Source organism: Oceanobacillus sp. M60, from assembly GCF_053839645.1.
Genome location: NZ_JBSSNH010000006.1, coordinates 25,173 through 41,522, shown reverse-complemented (window position 1 = coordinate 41,522; position 16,350 = coordinate 25,173). Strand labels below are relative to the sequence as shown.

17 protein-coding genes are annotated in these 16,350 nt (G+C 39.6%); 8 read left to right on the top strand and 9 right to left on the bottom strand.

The window, feature by feature from the left end; all coding sequences use genetic code 11:
- Positions 1 to 14: 14 nt before the first annotated feature.
- Positions 15 to 1,181: an exonuclease SbcCD subunit D gene (locus tag ACW0TQ_RS15160; RefSeq protein ID WP_042535535.1), complete on the bottom strand. Its 1,167-nt coding sequence runs from the start codon at positions 1,179 to 1,181 to the stop codon at positions 15 to 17.
- Positions 1,182 to 1,276: 95 nt separating this feature from the next.
- Entirely contained in the window at positions 1,277 to 2,491 is a 1,215-nt protein-coding gene (locus ACW0TQ_RS15155; protein ID WP_042535537.1) for an EAL domain-containing protein, read from the bottom strand.
- 502 nt (positions 2,492 to 2,993) lie between these two features.
- Between ACW0TQ_RS15155 and qoxA the strand changes: the two genes are divergently transcribed.
- From qoxA to qoxD, 4 genes are all read left to right on the top strand, one after another.
- The gene (gene qoxA / locus ACW0TQ_RS15150; RefSeq protein ID WP_042535539.1) at positions 2,994 to 3,881 is read left to right on the top strand and encodes a cytochrome aa3 quinol oxidase subunit II; all 888 of its coding nucleotides are present in this window, start codon (positions 2,994 to 2,996) and stop codon (positions 3,879 to 3,881) included.
- A 71-nt stretch (positions 3,882 to 3,952) separates the two neighbouring features.
- Complete coding sequence (gene qoxB / locus ACW0TQ_RS15145) at positions 3,953 to 5,902, top strand: cytochrome aa3 quinol oxidase subunit I (protein ID WP_042535541.1); 1,950 nt, start codon at positions 3,953 to 3,955, stop codon at positions 5,900 to 5,902.
- Positions 5,902 to 6,504 carry a cytochrome aa3 quinol oxidase subunit III gene (gene qoxC / locus ACW0TQ_RS15140; RefSeq protein WP_042535544.1) on the top strand — a complete coding sequence of 201 codons (603 nt, stop codon included), beginning with the start codon at positions 5,902 to 5,904 and terminating at the stop codon, positions 6,502 to 6,504. Before qoxB ends, qoxC begins: the two co-directional genes overlap by 1 nt.
- 1 nt (position 6,505) lies before the next feature.
- Complete coding sequence (gene qoxD, locus ACW0TQ_RS15135) at positions 6,506 to 6,793, top strand: cytochrome aa3 quinol oxidase subunit IV (protein WP_042535546.1); 288 nt, start codon at positions 6,506 to 6,508, stop codon at positions 6,791 to 6,793.
- Between the two features lie 59 nt (positions 6,794 to 6,852).
- Here the strand turns inward: qoxD and ACW0TQ_RS15130 are convergent, their stop codons facing one another.
- The gene (locus ACW0TQ_RS15130; protein ID WP_193064354.1) at positions 6,853 to 7,083 is read right to left on the bottom strand and encodes a hypothetical protein; all 231 of its coding nucleotides are present in this window, start codon (positions 7,081 to 7,083) and stop codon (positions 6,853 to 6,855) included.
- Between the two features lie 214 nt (positions 7,084 to 7,297).
- Between ACW0TQ_RS15130 and ACW0TQ_RS15125 the strand changes: the two genes are divergently transcribed.
- Complete coding sequence (locus ACW0TQ_RS15125; protein WP_212929536.1) at positions 7,298 to 8,071, top strand: processed acidic surface protein; 774 nt, start codon at positions 7,298 to 7,300, stop codon at positions 8,069 to 8,071.
- Between the two features lie 103 nt (positions 8,072 to 8,174).
- Here the strand turns inward: ACW0TQ_RS15125 and ACW0TQ_RS15120 are convergent, their stop codons facing one another.
- Positions 8,175 to 8,405 (bottom strand): hypothetical protein, encoded by a 231-nt coding sequence (locus ACW0TQ_RS15120; protein WP_042535550.1) that lies wholly within the window; start codon positions 8,403 to 8,405, stop codon positions 8,175 to 8,177.
- Positions 8,406 to 8,642: 237 nt separating this feature from the next.
- On the opposite strand from ACW0TQ_RS15120, the gene ACW0TQ_RS15115 reads away from it, so the two are divergent.
- The gene (locus ACW0TQ_RS15115) at positions 8,643 to 9,458 is read left to right on the top strand and encodes a ZIP family metal transporter (protein ID WP_042535551.1); all 816 of its coding nucleotides are present in this window, start codon (positions 8,643 to 8,645) and stop codon (positions 9,456 to 9,458) included.
- Between the two features lie 326 nt (positions 9,459 to 9,784).
- Here the strand turns inward: ACW0TQ_RS15115 and prpB are convergent, their stop codons facing one another.
- The 3 genes from prpB to mmgD are packed head-to-tail and all read right to left on the bottom strand — an operon-like array spanning position 9,785 to position 13,267.
- A complete protein-coding gene (prpB, locus tag ACW0TQ_RS15110) occupies positions 9,785 to 10,696 on the bottom strand; it encodes a methylisocitrate lyase (RefSeq protein WP_042535554.1) in 912 nt (303 codons plus the stop codon).
- Positions 10,697 to 10,711: 15 nt separating this feature from the next.
- Entirely contained in the window at positions 10,712 to 12,145 is a 1,434-nt protein-coding gene (locus ACW0TQ_RS15105) for a bifunctional 2-methylcitrate dehydratase/aconitate hydratase (protein ID WP_042535556.1), read from the bottom strand.
- A 15-nt stretch (positions 12,146 to 12,160) separates the two neighbouring features.
- Positions 12,161 to 13,267 carry a citrate synthase gene (gene mmgD / locus ACW0TQ_RS15100; RefSeq protein ID WP_368901661.1) on the bottom strand — a complete coding sequence of 369 codons (1,107 nt, stop codon included), beginning with the start codon at positions 13,265 to 13,267 and terminating at the stop codon, positions 12,161 to 12,163.
- A gap of 247 nt (positions 13,268 to 13,514) precedes the next feature.
- Here mmgD and ACW0TQ_RS15095 point away from each other — a divergent pair, with 247 nt between their 5' ends.
- Complete coding sequence (locus ACW0TQ_RS15095; RefSeq protein WP_332093808.1) at positions 13,515 to 14,384, top strand: LysR family transcriptional regulator; 870 nt, start codon at positions 13,515 to 13,517, stop codon at positions 14,382 to 14,384.
- A 4-nt stretch (positions 14,385 to 14,388) separates the two neighbouring features.
- On the opposite strand, the gene ACW0TQ_RS15090 is transcribed toward ACW0TQ_RS15095, so the two are convergent.
- Positions 14,389 to 15,306 carry an AEC family transporter gene (locus tag ACW0TQ_RS15090; RefSeq protein ID WP_042535562.1) on the bottom strand — a complete coding sequence of 306 codons (918 nt, stop codon included), beginning with the start codon at positions 15,304 to 15,306 and terminating at the stop codon, positions 14,389 to 14,391.
- 163 nt (positions 15,307 to 15,469) lie between these two features.
- Between ACW0TQ_RS15090 and ACW0TQ_RS15085 the strand changes: the two genes are divergently transcribed.
- Positions 15,470 to 15,901: a thiol-disulfide oxidoreductase DCC family protein gene (locus ACW0TQ_RS15085; RefSeq protein WP_042536366.1), complete on the top strand. Its 432-nt coding sequence runs from the start codon at positions 15,470 to 15,472 to the stop codon at positions 15,899 to 15,901.
- A 153-nt stretch (positions 15,902 to 16,054) separates the two neighbouring features.
- Here ACW0TQ_RS15085 and ACW0TQ_RS15080 read toward each other — a convergent pair whose 3' ends face one another.
- Positions 16,055 to 16,342, bottom strand: a complete 288-nt coding sequence (locus tag ACW0TQ_RS15080) for a DUF378 domain-containing protein (RefSeq protein WP_042535564.1) — start codon at positions 16,340 to 16,342, stop codon at positions 16,055 to 16,057.
- Positions 16,343 to 16,350: the final 8 nt, after the last annotated feature.

The following is a 16,350-nucleotide window of genomic DNA, read 5'->3' as shown; positions in this document are numbered from 1 at the left end:
TTTTCACCTGCTTCTTATTTAGATGCTTTCCGTTCGTTATCTGCATCCTGAATTTCTTGAAATAACTCCTTCATTATCTCGTTCATTTCTTCGGAAGCTTCCTTTTCCGTTACTTCCTGATAAAAGGCATCAAATAATTCCATTTCACTTAAGCTCGTCTTGGGGGCCTGATTTTCTTTTTGTTGCGTGACTCCTGACGTAGTTCTTACTCTCTCCACATGCATGGCATTCGGAAAAATAGAACGTACCTTTTCCATCGGCGATAAAACAGGAAGCTCGTCAAGCAGCTGGACAAATACATAATCTTCGCTTCGAGGCTCCCTATAAATATCCTCCATTTTCATTTTGATAGAACGTATTTCACGTTTGGGGATAAGCCTTTTTTTCTCAACCTGGACGTTTCCTTCTTCACCCAGTTCAACTACTAAATACCCTTTTTGATGATGTTCTTCCGATAAGGAATACTTTAGGATGGAGCCGGAGTAGCGAATTTTTTCATCCAGCACATGATGTGCCTGATGGAGGTGCCCTAACGCTGTGTAATGAAAATCTGTAAATAAATGTGCATCGACATGCTCTGCTCCGCCAATAGACAGCGGACGTTCTGAATCACTCGTATTTTCTTCCGTCTCGCCAAAAGGAGTTACAAAAGCATGTCCAACATAAACATGGCGTGCTGCCTCGTCCATGTTTTCCTTTATCTGCTTAACAAGAAAAGCATTGGCATCCTGATGATTACGAATATCTTTTTCTTGAAATAAGGCTTTGACCACACTTGGATCTGCATACGGAATAAGATGAAAATGCACCTCCCCAAATTCATCTGAAAGAACAACAGGCTGTATGCTTTCCGAAAGCTGGCCAATGATATGATAACCTTTTTCCTTCATTAAGCGGCTGCCAAAATGAAGTCTGCCCGGACTGTCATGGTTACCGGCAATCGCTATGACGGGAATTCCTAATTGATTAACAATCCGGTCTAATGTTTTATCTAATAAATCAACTGCTTCTACAGGAGGTACCGCACGATCATATAAATCTCCTGCAATAATAACAGCGTGCGGACTTTCTTTTTCCACCGCTTCAACAAACTGATCCAGGATGCAGGCCTGGTCTTCAGTCATATAAATGCCTTGAACCAGCTTACCCAGATGCCAATCTGCTGTATGAATCAATTTCATTTAAAAACCTCCTTCTATCCGGAAATTCATCAAAGACGAAAAAACGGACAAATCAAGCTTTGAAAGGTACTCATTCCCCTTTCATTACTATTCTCTTATAGTAAGCCTTCTTTTTCTAGCAAATAACTGTATGGAATATCAAAAAATATATATCGTTCCTGAGACAGCGGATAAGCGTACGTTCGTATCAGCTCGGAACGCTCGATATCTGTGTATAAATCCGATAAAATTCCTTTTTTCTCAATATTCATCCGCATTATATTCTCGAAAAAGTATGGACGCCAGCTCCAGTTTTTATGCATCCCCTCCTCAATCAAGGTCCAGCTCCCCTGCATATCTTTTTCCACGTTCGCCGAGATTTGCAGGCCGACGCTGTTGCAAACATAGATACGAAATACAAAATCTTCACAGCCCTCAGCAAGCTTCAGCAGCCAGCTGTCGTCGTTTGTTTGTTTTGTCTGGGAAAGAAGACGGTCAATTATTGCATAAACGGAATCTAATAATTCAAATTGTGCCTTCGCTTTCTTTTGTTCATAGGTTACAAATTCTCTAAAATACTCCGTTAATTTATTTTTACATGCATCTTCCTCAATAAAATCCTGCTGCGGATAAGTCAGATAGCTGCCCTGATAATATTCACCGCCGCTTTGCCATGCAAAATTCAATTGTTTATAAGAACGGATGCCTTTAAATAACAAAGAAGCACCTATTTTTCTCGATAACATCGACACGCCAAAATAAACATCCTTATACAGATGCGGGAGCAGATCATCCTTTAAAAACGATGTATCTACTTTAATAAAGGAAGGATGCAAGACGGCTAGTTGATTCAGACTGCCATTTGGGTCAGCTAATTCAATGCTGATTTTTACTCCCAGTGTCTTTAAGTATTTAATGATATGACCTAGCTGATCTGTATTAATTGGCAGACAGGTATCCTTGATTTCGAGAATGATTTCATTCAGATTTAATCCTTTTTCTTGATACTCATGCAATAAATCAATAAATACTTCTCCATTATCACGTACCAATAATTCTGCATCATAGTATAAAGTAAGGTGCCCTGTAAAATGTTCTTGTAATTTTTTCTCAATTGCTTTTTGATGGATATACTGGTTTACCTCCAGCCGGAATTCATCTGGAATGGAGGTATCATCGAAGAGCCAATCTAAACGCTGCTCTTTATTATTTTCATCTAAGTAGTAAGCAATTACTTCATAACCGCTTACCAGCTGCTTATCTGCCCGGACAATCGGTTTATAATAAGGAAGTAATTGTTCTAAATCTATCAATATATCTAATGGATCCATGCTGACTCCCCCTTCGTTTCATTATAGCATATTCCACTTTACACTTATTTGATTTACATTTTCCTCTTATAATATCAAAAAATAACTCATAATCTTATTCAGAAGCCCTTCTTAAATTTATTTTCAGATATATACCGGCATAAATCAGTTTATCGCAGTATAACTCCGGAACTGGGGTTGCGGTTACTCCCCCATCGAGGAACCTTTGTGCGTCGAAAACCCCTCACTAAAGGAAGTTTCAATTTAATGTTAAAAGCCCTATTACTACCATTTATTAATATTGTCAAGCCTTTTTCGACATTTACCGACAAAATTCAAAAAGATGTAGAAGTTTTCATGAACATTTTGTGAAGTGTTTTTCAATCTCTTGTAATTTCCTTACATCAGTATTAATATTATCTCTGCTATAAACCAATACTAAGTTAATTGTGTGTTCATTTTGTGAACAACCTTTTAATCATAGTAATCCATCTTATTAAACATCAAAGGAAGGGGTATCAACATGAAGTTAAAGTGGACCTACTTAGCCTTATTAACAGGCATTGCTGCTTTTCTGGCAGGCTGTGAACCATTACTTGTACTTGATCCAAAAGGTCCTCAAGCAGATACAACTGCAACTGTGATTTGGATATCGATTTTTACAATGTCATTCATTGTAATTGTTGTCTTAGTAATGCTGGCAGTTATTTTATTTAAATATAGAGCGTCAAAACAAGATCCTGACTACGAGCCGCCTCATATTGAGGGTAATAAATATGTAGAAGGAATTATTGTCGCTGTTCCAATTTTAATTGTTGCCTTTTTATCCGTGGTTTCTACCATTTCGACACATCAAGTGGAGAGCCCTCCAGAAGGCTATGCTGAAGACGAGCCGCTCGTTATCTATGCATCCTCTTCTAACTGGAAATGGCATTTCAGTTATCCGGAACAGGACATTGAAACAGTGAATTATGTTTTCATCCCAACAAATCAAAACGTTGAATTCCGTTTATATTCTCATGGAACGATTTCAAGTTTCTGGATTCCTCAATTGGCAGGACAGAAATATGCGATGGCAGATATGACAAACTATCTGAACGTTGTTGCAGATGAGCCTGGGGAATATATGGGAAGAAACTCTAACTTTAACGGAGAAGGTTTTGCAGAAAATGAATTTGCTGTTACAGCAATGCCTCCAAGTGAATTCGATTCCTGGGTAGAAGATATTCATAATACTGCGGATCCGCTGACCGAAGAAGAATTTGAAGAATTATTAGAGCCTGGACATTTAGGACAAATGACTTTCACTGGTACACATCAGGAATTTAAACCTGCACCTGAGGGAGAGAACAGTCCGCATAATCATGGACCATCTGATTCAGATGAAGATGGCGGACACCATCATCATTAATCAGCTTTACAACAGCACTCAAATTTGAGGCGCCTGAAAATTTCTGAGCTCTAGAAAGGAGTTTCGACATAATGGATTTTTTAGATAGATTTTCTATTCCGCCCCATGATGATCCAATGCTTTATGCATCCATCGTTGCGATTGGACTTGTAAGTATTGCGATTGTTTTTGGTGTTACCTATTTCAAAAAATGGGGATATCTTTGGAATAATTGGTTAACAACGGTTGATCACAAACGAATTGGTATTATGTATATCATTTCAGCATTGCTTATGCTTTTCAGAGGTGGAGCAGATGCTGTGATGATGCGTCTGCAGACAGCTGTTCCAGATAACAGCTTCTTAGACGCACAGCACTATAACGAGGTTTTCACGACACACGGTGTTGTTATGATTTTCTTCATGGCAATGGCATTTATTATCGGTATGATGAACTTCGTTGTCCCACTGCAAATTGGGGCAAGAGACGTTGCCTTTCCGCGCTTGAACGCGCTCAGCTTCTGGTTATATTTTGCCGGAGCAATGCTGTTTAACGTTTCCTTTGTTGTCGGAGGTTCACCGGATGCCGGATGGACAAACTATTATCCGCTGGCAGGAACAGAATTCAGTGAACATGTTGGGGTAAACTACTATAACTGGGCACTGCAAATTTCCGGTATCGGAACATTGATGACAGGGATTAACTTTATTGCTACGATCATGAAAATGCGTGCGCCTGGCATGAAATTGATGAAAATGCCGATGTTTACCTGGTCTGCATTAATCACAAACCTTATTATTGTGTTTGCATTCCCTGTACTGACCATTGCTTTATTAATGGGAACGTTAGACCGTCAATTCTTTACCAACTTCTTTACAACTGGAGACGGCGGTATGGATATGATGTGGGCGAACCTGTTCTGGGTCTGGGGACATCCTGAGGTATATATTCTGGTACTTCCTGCATTCGGGATTTACTCTCAAATTATCGCTACGTTCTCACAGCGTAATTTATATGGCTATAAATCAATGGTTGCGTCCATGGTTATTATTTCCTTGCTATCCTTTATGGTATGGGTCCATCACTTCTTTACGATGGGACAAGGAGCTGTTGCCAACAGTATCTTCTCGATTACAACCATGGCAATCGCCGTACCGACGGGAATTAAGATATTCAACTGGCTTCTGACGATGTGGCGAGGTAAAATACGATTTACGACCCCAATGATGTATTCCGTGGCATTTATTCCGCTGTTTACAATTGGCGGAGTAACTGGTGTCATGCTTGCAATGGCAAGTGCAGACTATCAATATCACAACACGATGTTCTTAGTAGCTCACTTCCATAACGTAATCATCCCTGGTGTGGTATTTGCGATGATTGCAGGCCTCATTTATTACTGGCCAAAAATGTTCGGTTTCATGCTGAATGAGCGTATTGGCAAATGGGCATTCTGGAATATTGTTATTGGCTTCTGTTTATCCTTCTTCCCGATGTATATTACCGGGTTAAACGGACAGGCACGCAGAATGTACACTTATTCAGAAGCATCCGGCTTCGGACCTTTAAGCATGGTATCCTTCTTTGGAGCGCTGCTGTTAGCAGTCGGGTTTGTAATAATTGTTTATAACGTTTATTACAGCTTCCGTTATGCACCAAGAAATGTCGGTGACGATCCTTGGAATGCACGTTCTCTTGAATGGGCTACGCATAATCCGGTTCCAGAATACAACTTCGCTATCACACCAAATGTGGATTCTGAAGAAGCGTTCTGGGATTATAAAAAGAATGGACATGACTTATTTAAAGGGGAAATTAAAGACATTCATATGCCGAATAACAGCGGCTGGTCGATTATTCTTGCAGGTTTCTTCTTTGTATTTGGCTTTTTCTTTGTCTTCCATGTATGGGTTGGAGTCATTATCGCCTTCCTTGGAATTATCGGCTGTCTGATTTACCGTTCATTTGAAAAAGACGACGGACATCATATTCATAAAGAAGAAATTGAAGAAACAGAAAACAAATTCGGAGGTGCTAAATAATGAAACTTGATTCTCAAAATCTGCCTCTTGAATATAGCACCGAAACCAATAAAATGAATATTTTGGGATTCTGGATTTTCCTAAGTGCGGAAATTATGCTGTTTGCCACGCTGTTTACATCATATTTTGTTTATGTAGACCGTGGCGTTGGCAGCGGTCCGGCTGGCGCAGAGATTTTTGAATTACCGCCGGTTTTGATTGAGACATTCCTTTTACTGACAAGTAGTTTTACAATTGGATTAGCAGTTCATGCGATGCGTATTGGTCGTGTGAAGGCAATGATTGGCTTTATGGTAGTTACGCTCCTGTTAGGTGCAGGATTCCTTAGCGTAGAAATATATGAATTTATTCATTTTTACCATATTGGAGCAACATTGCAGACAAGCGGTTTTACTGCTACCCTATTAACAACGCTCGGAACACATGGAGCTCACGTAACCTTCGGGCTGTTCTGGGGAATTATGATTATTGTTCAAGTTCTGCGCGGCGGTTTAAATGCGCGGACAGCGAATAAATCATTTATTTTTTCTCTTTACTGGCACTTCCTAGACGTTATGTGGATCTTTATTTTCAGCTTTATTTACTTGAAGGGAATGATGTAACATGAAAGAACTTTTTCCACTAAAACAGGTTAACGGATATATCTTTTCACTACTCCTGACTGTTGTTGCATTAAGTGTCTATTTCTTTGACATGTCTTTTGCAATGGGATTAACCATTCTGATTGTTACAGCATTTATTCAAGCAGGAGTACAGCTCGTTGTATTTATGCACGCCGGAGAAAGTGAAGATAAAGGCGGTATTTATCTTCACACAATTTATGGTGTAGCAGTTGCTATCTTAACCATCCTTGGTTCATTGCTTGCAATGATATGGGGATATATGATTTAAAGCATCTAAAAAGCTCAAGCAGTTTATGAACTGCTTGAGCTTTTTTCTCTTTTCATTACCTATGATTGTTGTTGTTTATGCTTCTTCCCATGAAAATTCTCTTCTACAGCAACAAGGAACAATCCCATAATAAAAATAAATGTCGCCCCTTCTGCCAAGCCTATGCCTATTGCTGTCACAATAGGTGTAGCGCTTACAATATAACCGTATATAAACATAATCGCACCAATTGTAATTAATGTCCCACAAACTAGAGACAAGCCTTTTAATAATTTTTTATTGATTTTCATCTATCTCATCTCCTTTAATTATATTATGCCTTTCGTTCAATAATTTGTCAATAAGTTTGTGTCAATTTATTGAACGAGCGATTTCTCCCTTGACCCGTGACTTTTGATTTATTTTCCTGAAGACAATCCTATATTCATGGAATTTCATCTGAAAACACTTTATACTTAAAGATGATGTTTCAAAAGTCATACGATATACATAGGAGGTATGAAGATGAGAAAGAAATTATTATCTATTTGTTTTGCACTGATACTTATGATTGGCCTTTTACCTTCCCACGCTTTTGCATTGGAAGCAGATGATCCTGAAGTGGAAGAATTTATTGAATCCATTGGATGGGAAGTGGAGGATTATGAAGACTATCTGGCAGATTTTTATTTGGGGTTAGCTGATTTTGACGATGTTTCTGAGCTTGGTACACCCGTTACCGAAGAAGGAATGGATGAACTTATCGAAAAGTATGATTTGACTTACGAAGAATTAGAGGAGATGCTTCGTGAAGAAGGATTACTTTTAGAGGATGAGGAAATTACAGATAGCGCTGTATTTGTATTTATGGAAACCACTGATATTTTAATAGAATTCCTTTTGAATGAAGACTTGGGCGAATCAGAGGATTCTTTTAGCTCCTTCGAGGAAGAAGAAATTACCGACGAGCATCTAGAAGCTCTTGCTTCAGAGCATGATTTGAACTCAATTGAAGAATTAGAAGAGCTTTTCAATGCCTATGAGGACAGCATCAATAATTATACTTCTCTTTTGGACGTTGAATACGCAGCAGAATACTATGCAACGGAAGATAGCTCCGCATCCGAAGCCGATGGATGGGAAGATGATGATCTATGGGAGGAAGATGATATTTTTGGGGAAAATACAGATTTCACTGCCGATATGTTCAATACTCCCCTTTTAACAGGTGAGCCTATTGTTGATATCTATGCGATGATTTCCGTGATGTTTTTCGAAACGATATTGGATTTTCAATAACGCTTAATGGTATAGGGGAAAGAAAATGATGAGGAAGCCTCTGATTTTCTTTCCTCTATTTTTTTCTTGGAATCAAATGCTTTCCCTTCTTTTTTGAACGACATTATGCAAAGCTTTTTTTACCTAGCAGTTCTCTAATCTCCATTAAATCATATTCTTCTTCTAATTTCTCTTTTATAAATATCAACACATCTATTGCCTCAATTTCAAAATACGTTATTTGATCCATTGTTTTTGTTGGTATATATCCTTTAAAAGCATCCAGCCATTCCCAAATTTTATATATGGGTGCTTGGATTACTTTGCTCATTCCTAACAGACTAATGACATACATCTTTATCTCACCAACCTTATCTTTCTTTCATTTTCTAAATCTTATTATACTTATGAAATGCATTTAAGGTGTGGAATAATTAAGTAAAACCAATAACAAAGGGGAGACACATTTTTTCAGTTGATTATTTTCCTCTTAAAAAGTGAAAATTATTTCATCTTTTCTTATTTTAATGATAAAGTGATTAAGTTGGCATATATTAAATTATAATTGATTGAAAAAAAGAAGGGATATATAATGTTAGAGTTTTTCCAAAATCTTAGCCCTGTCATGCAGGCATTGACAGCAACCATTTTCACATGGGGAATGACTGCACTCGGGGCGGCGATTGTTTTTGCAACGAAAACAGTACATCAAAAACTGTTAGATAGTATGTTAGGCTTTGCCGGAGGGGTTATGATAGCAGCCAGCTACTGGTCATTGCTCGGACCATCTATTGAAGCATCGACAGATAATGCTGTTGGTCCCTGGTTCCCTGCGTTAGTCGGTTTCTTATTGGGAGGCGGATTTTTATGGATTATTGATAAAATCCTCCCCCACCTTCACCCTAACGCAGAAAAAAAACAGGCTGAGGGGCTTGCAGCTGATAAAAGAAAACGCAGCACCTTGCTTGTGCTCGCTATCACGATTCATAATATTCCAGAAGGACTGGCGGTTGGAATTGCCTTTGGTGCATTGGCTAATCATAGTACAGAAGCTGCCTTGGCTGGAGCAATTACATTAGCCATCGGAATAGGAATTCAAAACTTTCCCGAAGGTGTTGCTGTTGCCATGCCATTACGCGGGCAGGGGATGTCACGGATGAAAAGTTTTATGTATGGGCAGTTTTCCGGTTTCGTCGAGCCGATTGCAGCGGTTATCGGTGCGTTGGCAGTTGCTCATATTGAGCCGTTACTTCCATACGCCCTCAGCTTTGCTGCCGGTGCGATGATCTTCGTTGTTGCCGAAGAGGTTATCCCCAGCTCTCAAGAAAATGGCAATCGAGATTTAGCGACAATCAGCCTGATGATTGGCTTTGCACTCATGATGGTGCTGGATGTTGCTTTGGGATAAAATGAAACTTCAATCAGCGGGGGGTTCTTTTCATCCCCCACTGATTGGGGTTGCGATTACTCCCCTCATCGTAAAGAGCTGTTAGTTGAACGAATCGGACCGTTACTGGCTGTTGGATCTCTCACTTAGAAATAAGCATTTTCCTTCATTTCTTGAAGTGGGAGTCTTACAAAAGTGCTTCGGCGGGACGAGTAATCGCAATGGTTTTCAGTGGGACGAGTAATCGCAGTCCCAGTCCCAGCCAGTGACACTGCGATAAAATGCGGTAAACAATAAAAAAGAGGCATTTGCACATCAGTTATCTGATTGTGCAAATGCCTCTTTTACTATTTGAAATAATCCTCAATCACCGTTTTTGCAATGCCTTGGTCCAGTTCTTCAAATTCATCGTATTGAATTGTTTCATACAGCTCTTTTCTCGTTTGCATATCCTCTAAGCCATTTTTTTGCGTACCTTCATCCCGGATAAGTCCGAAAATACGCTCATACGCTTTGGCAGCAACACGTAAAGAGGTTACCGGATAAATGACCATGCCATACCCTAAGTCCTCGAACTCCTTTGCAGTTAAATAAGGTGTTTTCCCAAACTCTGTCATATTTGCTAATAATGGTACATCTATCGCTTTAGCAACAGCCTGAAATTCTTCATTATTCTGCAATGCTTCTGGAAAAATAGCATCTGCTCCGGCATCAACATAACCTTTGGCACGGTCAATAGCGCTTTCTAACCCTTCTACCGCTCTGGCATCCGTTCTTGCTACCACGAAAAGCGCTGGTGCTACCTTTTTAATGGCAGCTATCTTTTGCATCATTTCTTCCTTGGCAACCACATTCTTCCCATTTAGATGTCCGCATTTTTTGGGAAGCTGCTGATCCTCCAGCTGAACGGCAGCCACATTTGCCTCCACCATTTCTCTTGCTGTCCGGACAACATTCAAGACGCCGCCAAAACCGGTATCAATATCTACCAGCAGCGGTAAATTTGTTGCGCTTACGATTTCCTTTGCTCTCTCAGCTACTTCTGTAGAAGTAACGATCCCTAAATCCGGCAATCCCTTGCTTGCTGTATAGGCAGCTCCTGATAAATACAGTGACTGAAATCCAGCCTGTTTGGCTACTAAGCCAGCCATCGCATCATGTGCTCCAGGTATTTGCAATATCCCCTTCTCTTCTGCCATCTTTCGAAATTTCTCAGCTAATTCATGCTGTGGTATTGGGCTATCTACGATCCAAGCCATTTTTTCCTCACCCTTCTAATCTAAAAATAATTCGATAAAATCTGTAATCGGCATCTGTTTTATCGTATCATAATTAACACTTTGTTTCTTGATGTGCGCGGTTTGTTTTTCTGTAAATTGAGTTGCTACATTCGCTTCGTATTTTTTAATTATTTGCGGAAATGCTTCCTCTCGACGGAACCGGTGACCTAAAGGATATTCACAATCCACCATATCTGTGGAAGTGCCATCTGTAAAATGAACCTGTACCGCATTTGCAATAGAACGCTTCTCCGAATCTAAATATTCTTCCGTATAACGTTTATTTTCGGTTACCGTCATTTTATCACGAAGTTCATCAATACGCGGGTCTTTTGCCGCATCATCCTCATAATCCTCCGCTACAATATTTCCTTTTAATAACCCAACCGCAGTAATATACTGCAGACAATGGTCTCTGTCCGCCGGATTATGCAGCGGTCCTTTTTTATCGATGATACGGATAGCTGATTCATGTGTAGCTATCGTAATTTCTTTAATTTCATCCATGCGGTCAACTACTTCAGGATGTAATTGAACAGCTGCTTCTGCTGCTGTCTGCGCATGAAATTCTGCCGGAAAAGATACCTTGAACAATACATTTTCCATGACATAGCTTTCAAACGGTCTGCTTAATACGATATCCTTCCCTTTGAAGAGCACGTCTTGAAAACCCCATCCTTCTGCACTCAAAGCAGTCTGATAGCCCATTTCTCCTTTAATGGCCATTAATGCCAGGCGAACTGCACGGCTTGTCGCATCTCCTGCTGCCCACGATTTCCTGGAACCTGTATTCGGAAAATGACGATACGTCCGCAAGCTGGAATTATCAATCCAGGCATTGGATAATGCATTGACAATTTCTTCTTTTCCGCCGCCCAGCATTTTAGTCACTACTGCGGTTGTTGCAATTTTAACGTATAAGACATGGTCCAGGCCAACACGGTTCAAGCTGTTTTCTAAAGCAAGGATACCTTGTATTTCATGTGCTTTAATCGACATCTCTAAAACCTCTTCTACAGTTAAGGGAGCTTCTCCTTTTTGCCGCCGCAGCTGACTCACATAATCAGCCACAGCTAAAATGCCTCCCAAGTTATCGGAAGGGTGCCCCCACTCCGCTGCAAGCCAAGTATCATTATAGTCCAGCCAGCGTATCATTGTCCCGATATTAAATGCTCCCTGCACAGGATCAAGAACATGCGGTGTTCCTGGTACTCTCACGCCATTTGGAACTACAGTGCCTGGAACAATAGGTCCTAACAGCTTCGTACATTCCGGGTAATTTAAAGCAAGAATACCGCAGCCAATCGTATCAATCAGTACATGATGCGCTGTTTTATAAGCCTCTTCACTTGTAATTTCCTTATTTAATACATAGTCCGCAATTTCTTCTAAAAGTTGATCGGTCTGATTTGTTTTTACTGATTCCATTTGAATGTCCTCCCTCTAATAACTTTTTCCTGTGTATTCTACTCTCGGTCTGAAAATCCGATTATTATCATGCTGTTCAATAATATGTGCCGCAAGCCCTGCTGTTCTGGCACTGAAGAAAATTGGTGTATAAAGCGGTATTGGAATACCCAGCTTCCAATAAACCGGAGCTGCATAATAATCTAAGTTAGGATATAGCCCCTTCTCTTCCCTCATGATTTCTTCCCCAGCTTCACACATCTTTAAAAGCGTATCATCATTATCTCTTTCACATAGTTTCCGCAGCGCTTCTTTTGTAATTGTTGCCCGGGGATCCATTTTCTTCATATACACCCGATGCCCAAACCCCATGATTTTTTCCTTATTTTGAAGCTTATGGCGAATGAGCGCTTCAAACCCGTCTACAGAATCGACTTCCTGCAGCATATACATGACTGCTTCATTTGCTCCGCCATGTAAATGTCCTTTTAGGGAAGATATAGCTCCAGTCAGCGCGCCGTACATATCAGCGTTTGTAGAAGCAATCACACGGGAGGCAAAGGTTGAATTAGGCATCTCATGCTCACTGTAGAGTAATAAGAGCTGATCAAAAATTTCCACCTCCAGATTGGACGGTTTTTTTCCTGTAATCATATAGAGGAAATTGGCGCTATAGCCGAGACTTTCATCCGGGCTGGCAATCGCTTTGCCCTCTGTAGCAAAATAGCTGTTTACCGTAATAAAAGGTAATTGACCTAACAATTCATAGGCCCGCTGTTTATTTTCCTTGTTCGAACGGTTTTCAAGGTCCGTATCGTATCCGGCTAATAATGAGATAACCGTACGCATCCCATCCATTGGATGCATGCCCTTTGGCAGCAGATTAAATACAGGAAAGGTATCTTCAGGCAGGCTATAATACCCTTTAATATTATCTTCCAGACTGCTCTTTTCCTCCTGGCTTGGAATATATCCTTCCAGTAATAAATGGACGACATCAAAATACGTTTTATCTTTCGCTAATGCAATTAAATCCTCTCCGCGAATAACTATTTTTTCCCGATCAACATCTAAAAAAGAAATTTCTGTTCGCGCCGCAATCACACCATCTAAACCAGGAACAAAACCTTCACTTGTACGCATTATTTCTCCTCCTTCAATTTGAAAGCGTCATCATTTATTCTTTTTGAGATAAACAGAGCTTATAGTTGCCAAGCCATTGGTTCACTTATGCAGGTAGCAAAGCATAGAGAAGCATGTGTTGAATAAAAATCCCCAATAAAACGTTTTCCTATATCCAGTATAACCTTGAATAGAATATTAGAAAAATATATAATTCAAATTAATAACGATAGATTTTTTCTATATCTTAATAATAGGAGGAGAAGCCTTGAATTTACAAGACTGGAAAATGCTTGCCGCCCTTTACGAAACAGAAAATATCACACTGGCAGCACATCAATTATTTTTATCTCAGCCAACCTTAACTGCAAGAATTCAAAAGCTGGAAAATCATTATGGCGTCCCGCTTATTCTAAGGAAGCGGCGAGGCATCATGTTTACTCCAGAAGGGGAAGAACTGGCACAGCACGCAAAAAGAATGCTGCTGGAACAGCGTAAAATGGAGGAAAAACTCAGCAACATGCAGGAGGAAGTGAAGGGAACGTTACGGGTCGGTGTTTCTAATTTCTTTGCAGCAAATAAAATGCCGAAGCTGCTGCAGCTGTTTAAAGAAAAATATCCGGAGGTAGAATGCCAAGTTGTTACTGGATGGAGCAGTGATATGCACCGCCTTTTATTAAATCATGATGTACATATCAGCTTTATTAAAGGAAATTATGCTTGGAAGGAAAAGAAAGCGCTGTTATATGAGGAGGAAATCTGTGTTGCCTCTCCTTGGGATTTTGCATGGGATACACTCCCCAAGCTCCCAAGAGTAGACTATTACACAGATGAGCATATGCGTATGCTATTAGATGACTGGTGGCATCAAAATTACATCGAACAGCCGAATATTACCATCCATGTCAATCAAGTAGAGACTTGCAAAGAGATGGTTGTTCATGGACTCGGCTATGCGATTGTCGCTAATCTGGTCGTCCGCCCCCACCCCGATCTGTTTATTAAACCAATTACAGGGGCGTCCGGTGAGCCTTTAAAGAGACAAACCTGGATGTACTATCAGGAAGATACCTTACAAATGAATATTGTCCGGGCGTTTGTTGATTTTGTTCAGACATTGGATGTAAAAGCATTATAAGAAACTAATGATATGCCACAAAGCTTGCAAGCACCCAGATCAGCAGAAAGCTTAAAATGATCGTTATATTCACTATAGTTCCGGCTATTTTTGCGTTATATCTGTATCTTATTGCATACACCACAGCTGTTGTGGATGTTGGCAGAATAAAACCGATTAAAACCGTATTTGCAAGCATCGGATAATCTGAAAACAGCCAAAAGAGGCTGAGACCGAGAACCAGTCCAGTTCCATACTTCACAGCTAAATACTTCCCTATCAGAGGAAACCATGATTTCTCAAAGGAAAAGTTTAAATAAAGACCCAGTAACAATAAGGACAAGGGCATATTCGCCCCAGATATAATTTCTGCGGTATCCAATAAGAACGTTGGTAAATGAAAATCAAATATGTTTAAAGCAACGACAAACATATAGGTTAAAAATGGAATAGACCGCAGTAATGGACTGACTGTTTCCCGCAAATAAAATTTCGATGATCCATTTGCAAAATAACTGGCAATAAAGAAACATAATCCGAATACAATCACAGCATTACCTACATCAAACATACCAAAATATTGGATACCTTCTCTGCCCCAGATAGCTTCTACAAGAGGAAAGGCAAATAAGCCGACATTGACACCTGGCATCATCATGATTGCCATTCCTTTTAAATCAGTATCTGCAGAGCGAAAGACAAAAAAACCGGCCGCAGCAGCGACAAGTCCAAATAAAATCGCAATGACAATAAGAGAAACAAGCGGCAGCGTTATCTCCATTTGATTAAAAGTAACAAGCACTAACGCAGGCAAAGTAATATTAAAAACGATTCTGGCTATCGTCTGTCCATCCGATTCCTTTAAAATTTTTGTCCTTTTAAAGAAATAACCAAGTAAAATAATAAATACAGAAATAATAAATTGCTGCTGAAACCCTTCCAAAATTTTCTACTCCTTCAGTACACAAAAAATATACAAATGCTATCATATCACAGTCTCTATGGAGTTTATACAGAAAGGACTTATCGTTAATGCTTTATAAAAACAATTTTTCTATGTTACAGTGAAGTTGTAGGATATTTGTAAAGAAGGATTGTGTGAGGTGATGCAAGTGAAACTTATCGTATTTGATGGAGAATGTCATATTTGCGACAGCTTCGTGCAGTTTATTTTAAATAAAGATAAAGAAAATCAATTTCTTTTTATTTCTCTGCAAAGTGAGGCAGGAGAATTTATAAGAAGGAAATATCGGGTGCCGGATGACATCGACAGTGTACTGCTGATCGATGGGGAGAAAATTTTTATCAAATCAGACGCTGCTTTACAAGTGGCAAAATATATATCGTTTCCCTGGAGAATGCTGACAGCTGGTAAATTTCTTCCATATTTTATCCGGGATACTCTCTATGATTTTGTGGCACGCAACAGGCATAAATGGTTTGAGAAAAAACAAAGCTGCCGCCTGCCTACCGCGCAAGAAAGAAAGCAATTTGCTGAAACAATCGAGGATTTAGAGGAAAAAAAACCTTCCGAATAAAATAAAACATCATTTCCGGAGGTTCTTCCCCACTTCCTGATAATGTCGGCTGCCCTATCCAATTACCGCTTTAAGCTGTTTTAAAGCGAAAAAAACAGTAATGGGTGAAAAGGCAGCCGTATTTTATTTATTCAAAAGGTTATTTTTGTTTCATTATTTATCGTCAATTTCTTCTTCAATGCCATGTTCTTCACTGAACTCTGTTTGGAAGCCGGTCTGCAAATGATCTGAATCCTGAACAGGTTCACCAACTCCAGAGAATAAAGTGGTAAGATAATAAATAGCACTAATTCCAACGAGTCCATAAATAATTCGAGAAAGAACAGCCGTCTGTCCGCCAAAAATTGCGGATACTAGATCAAATTGAAAAAATCCAATCAGTCCCCAGTTAATAGCACCAATAATCAATAACGTAACTGCAATTGCATGTAGTGTTTTCACTGTTTCTC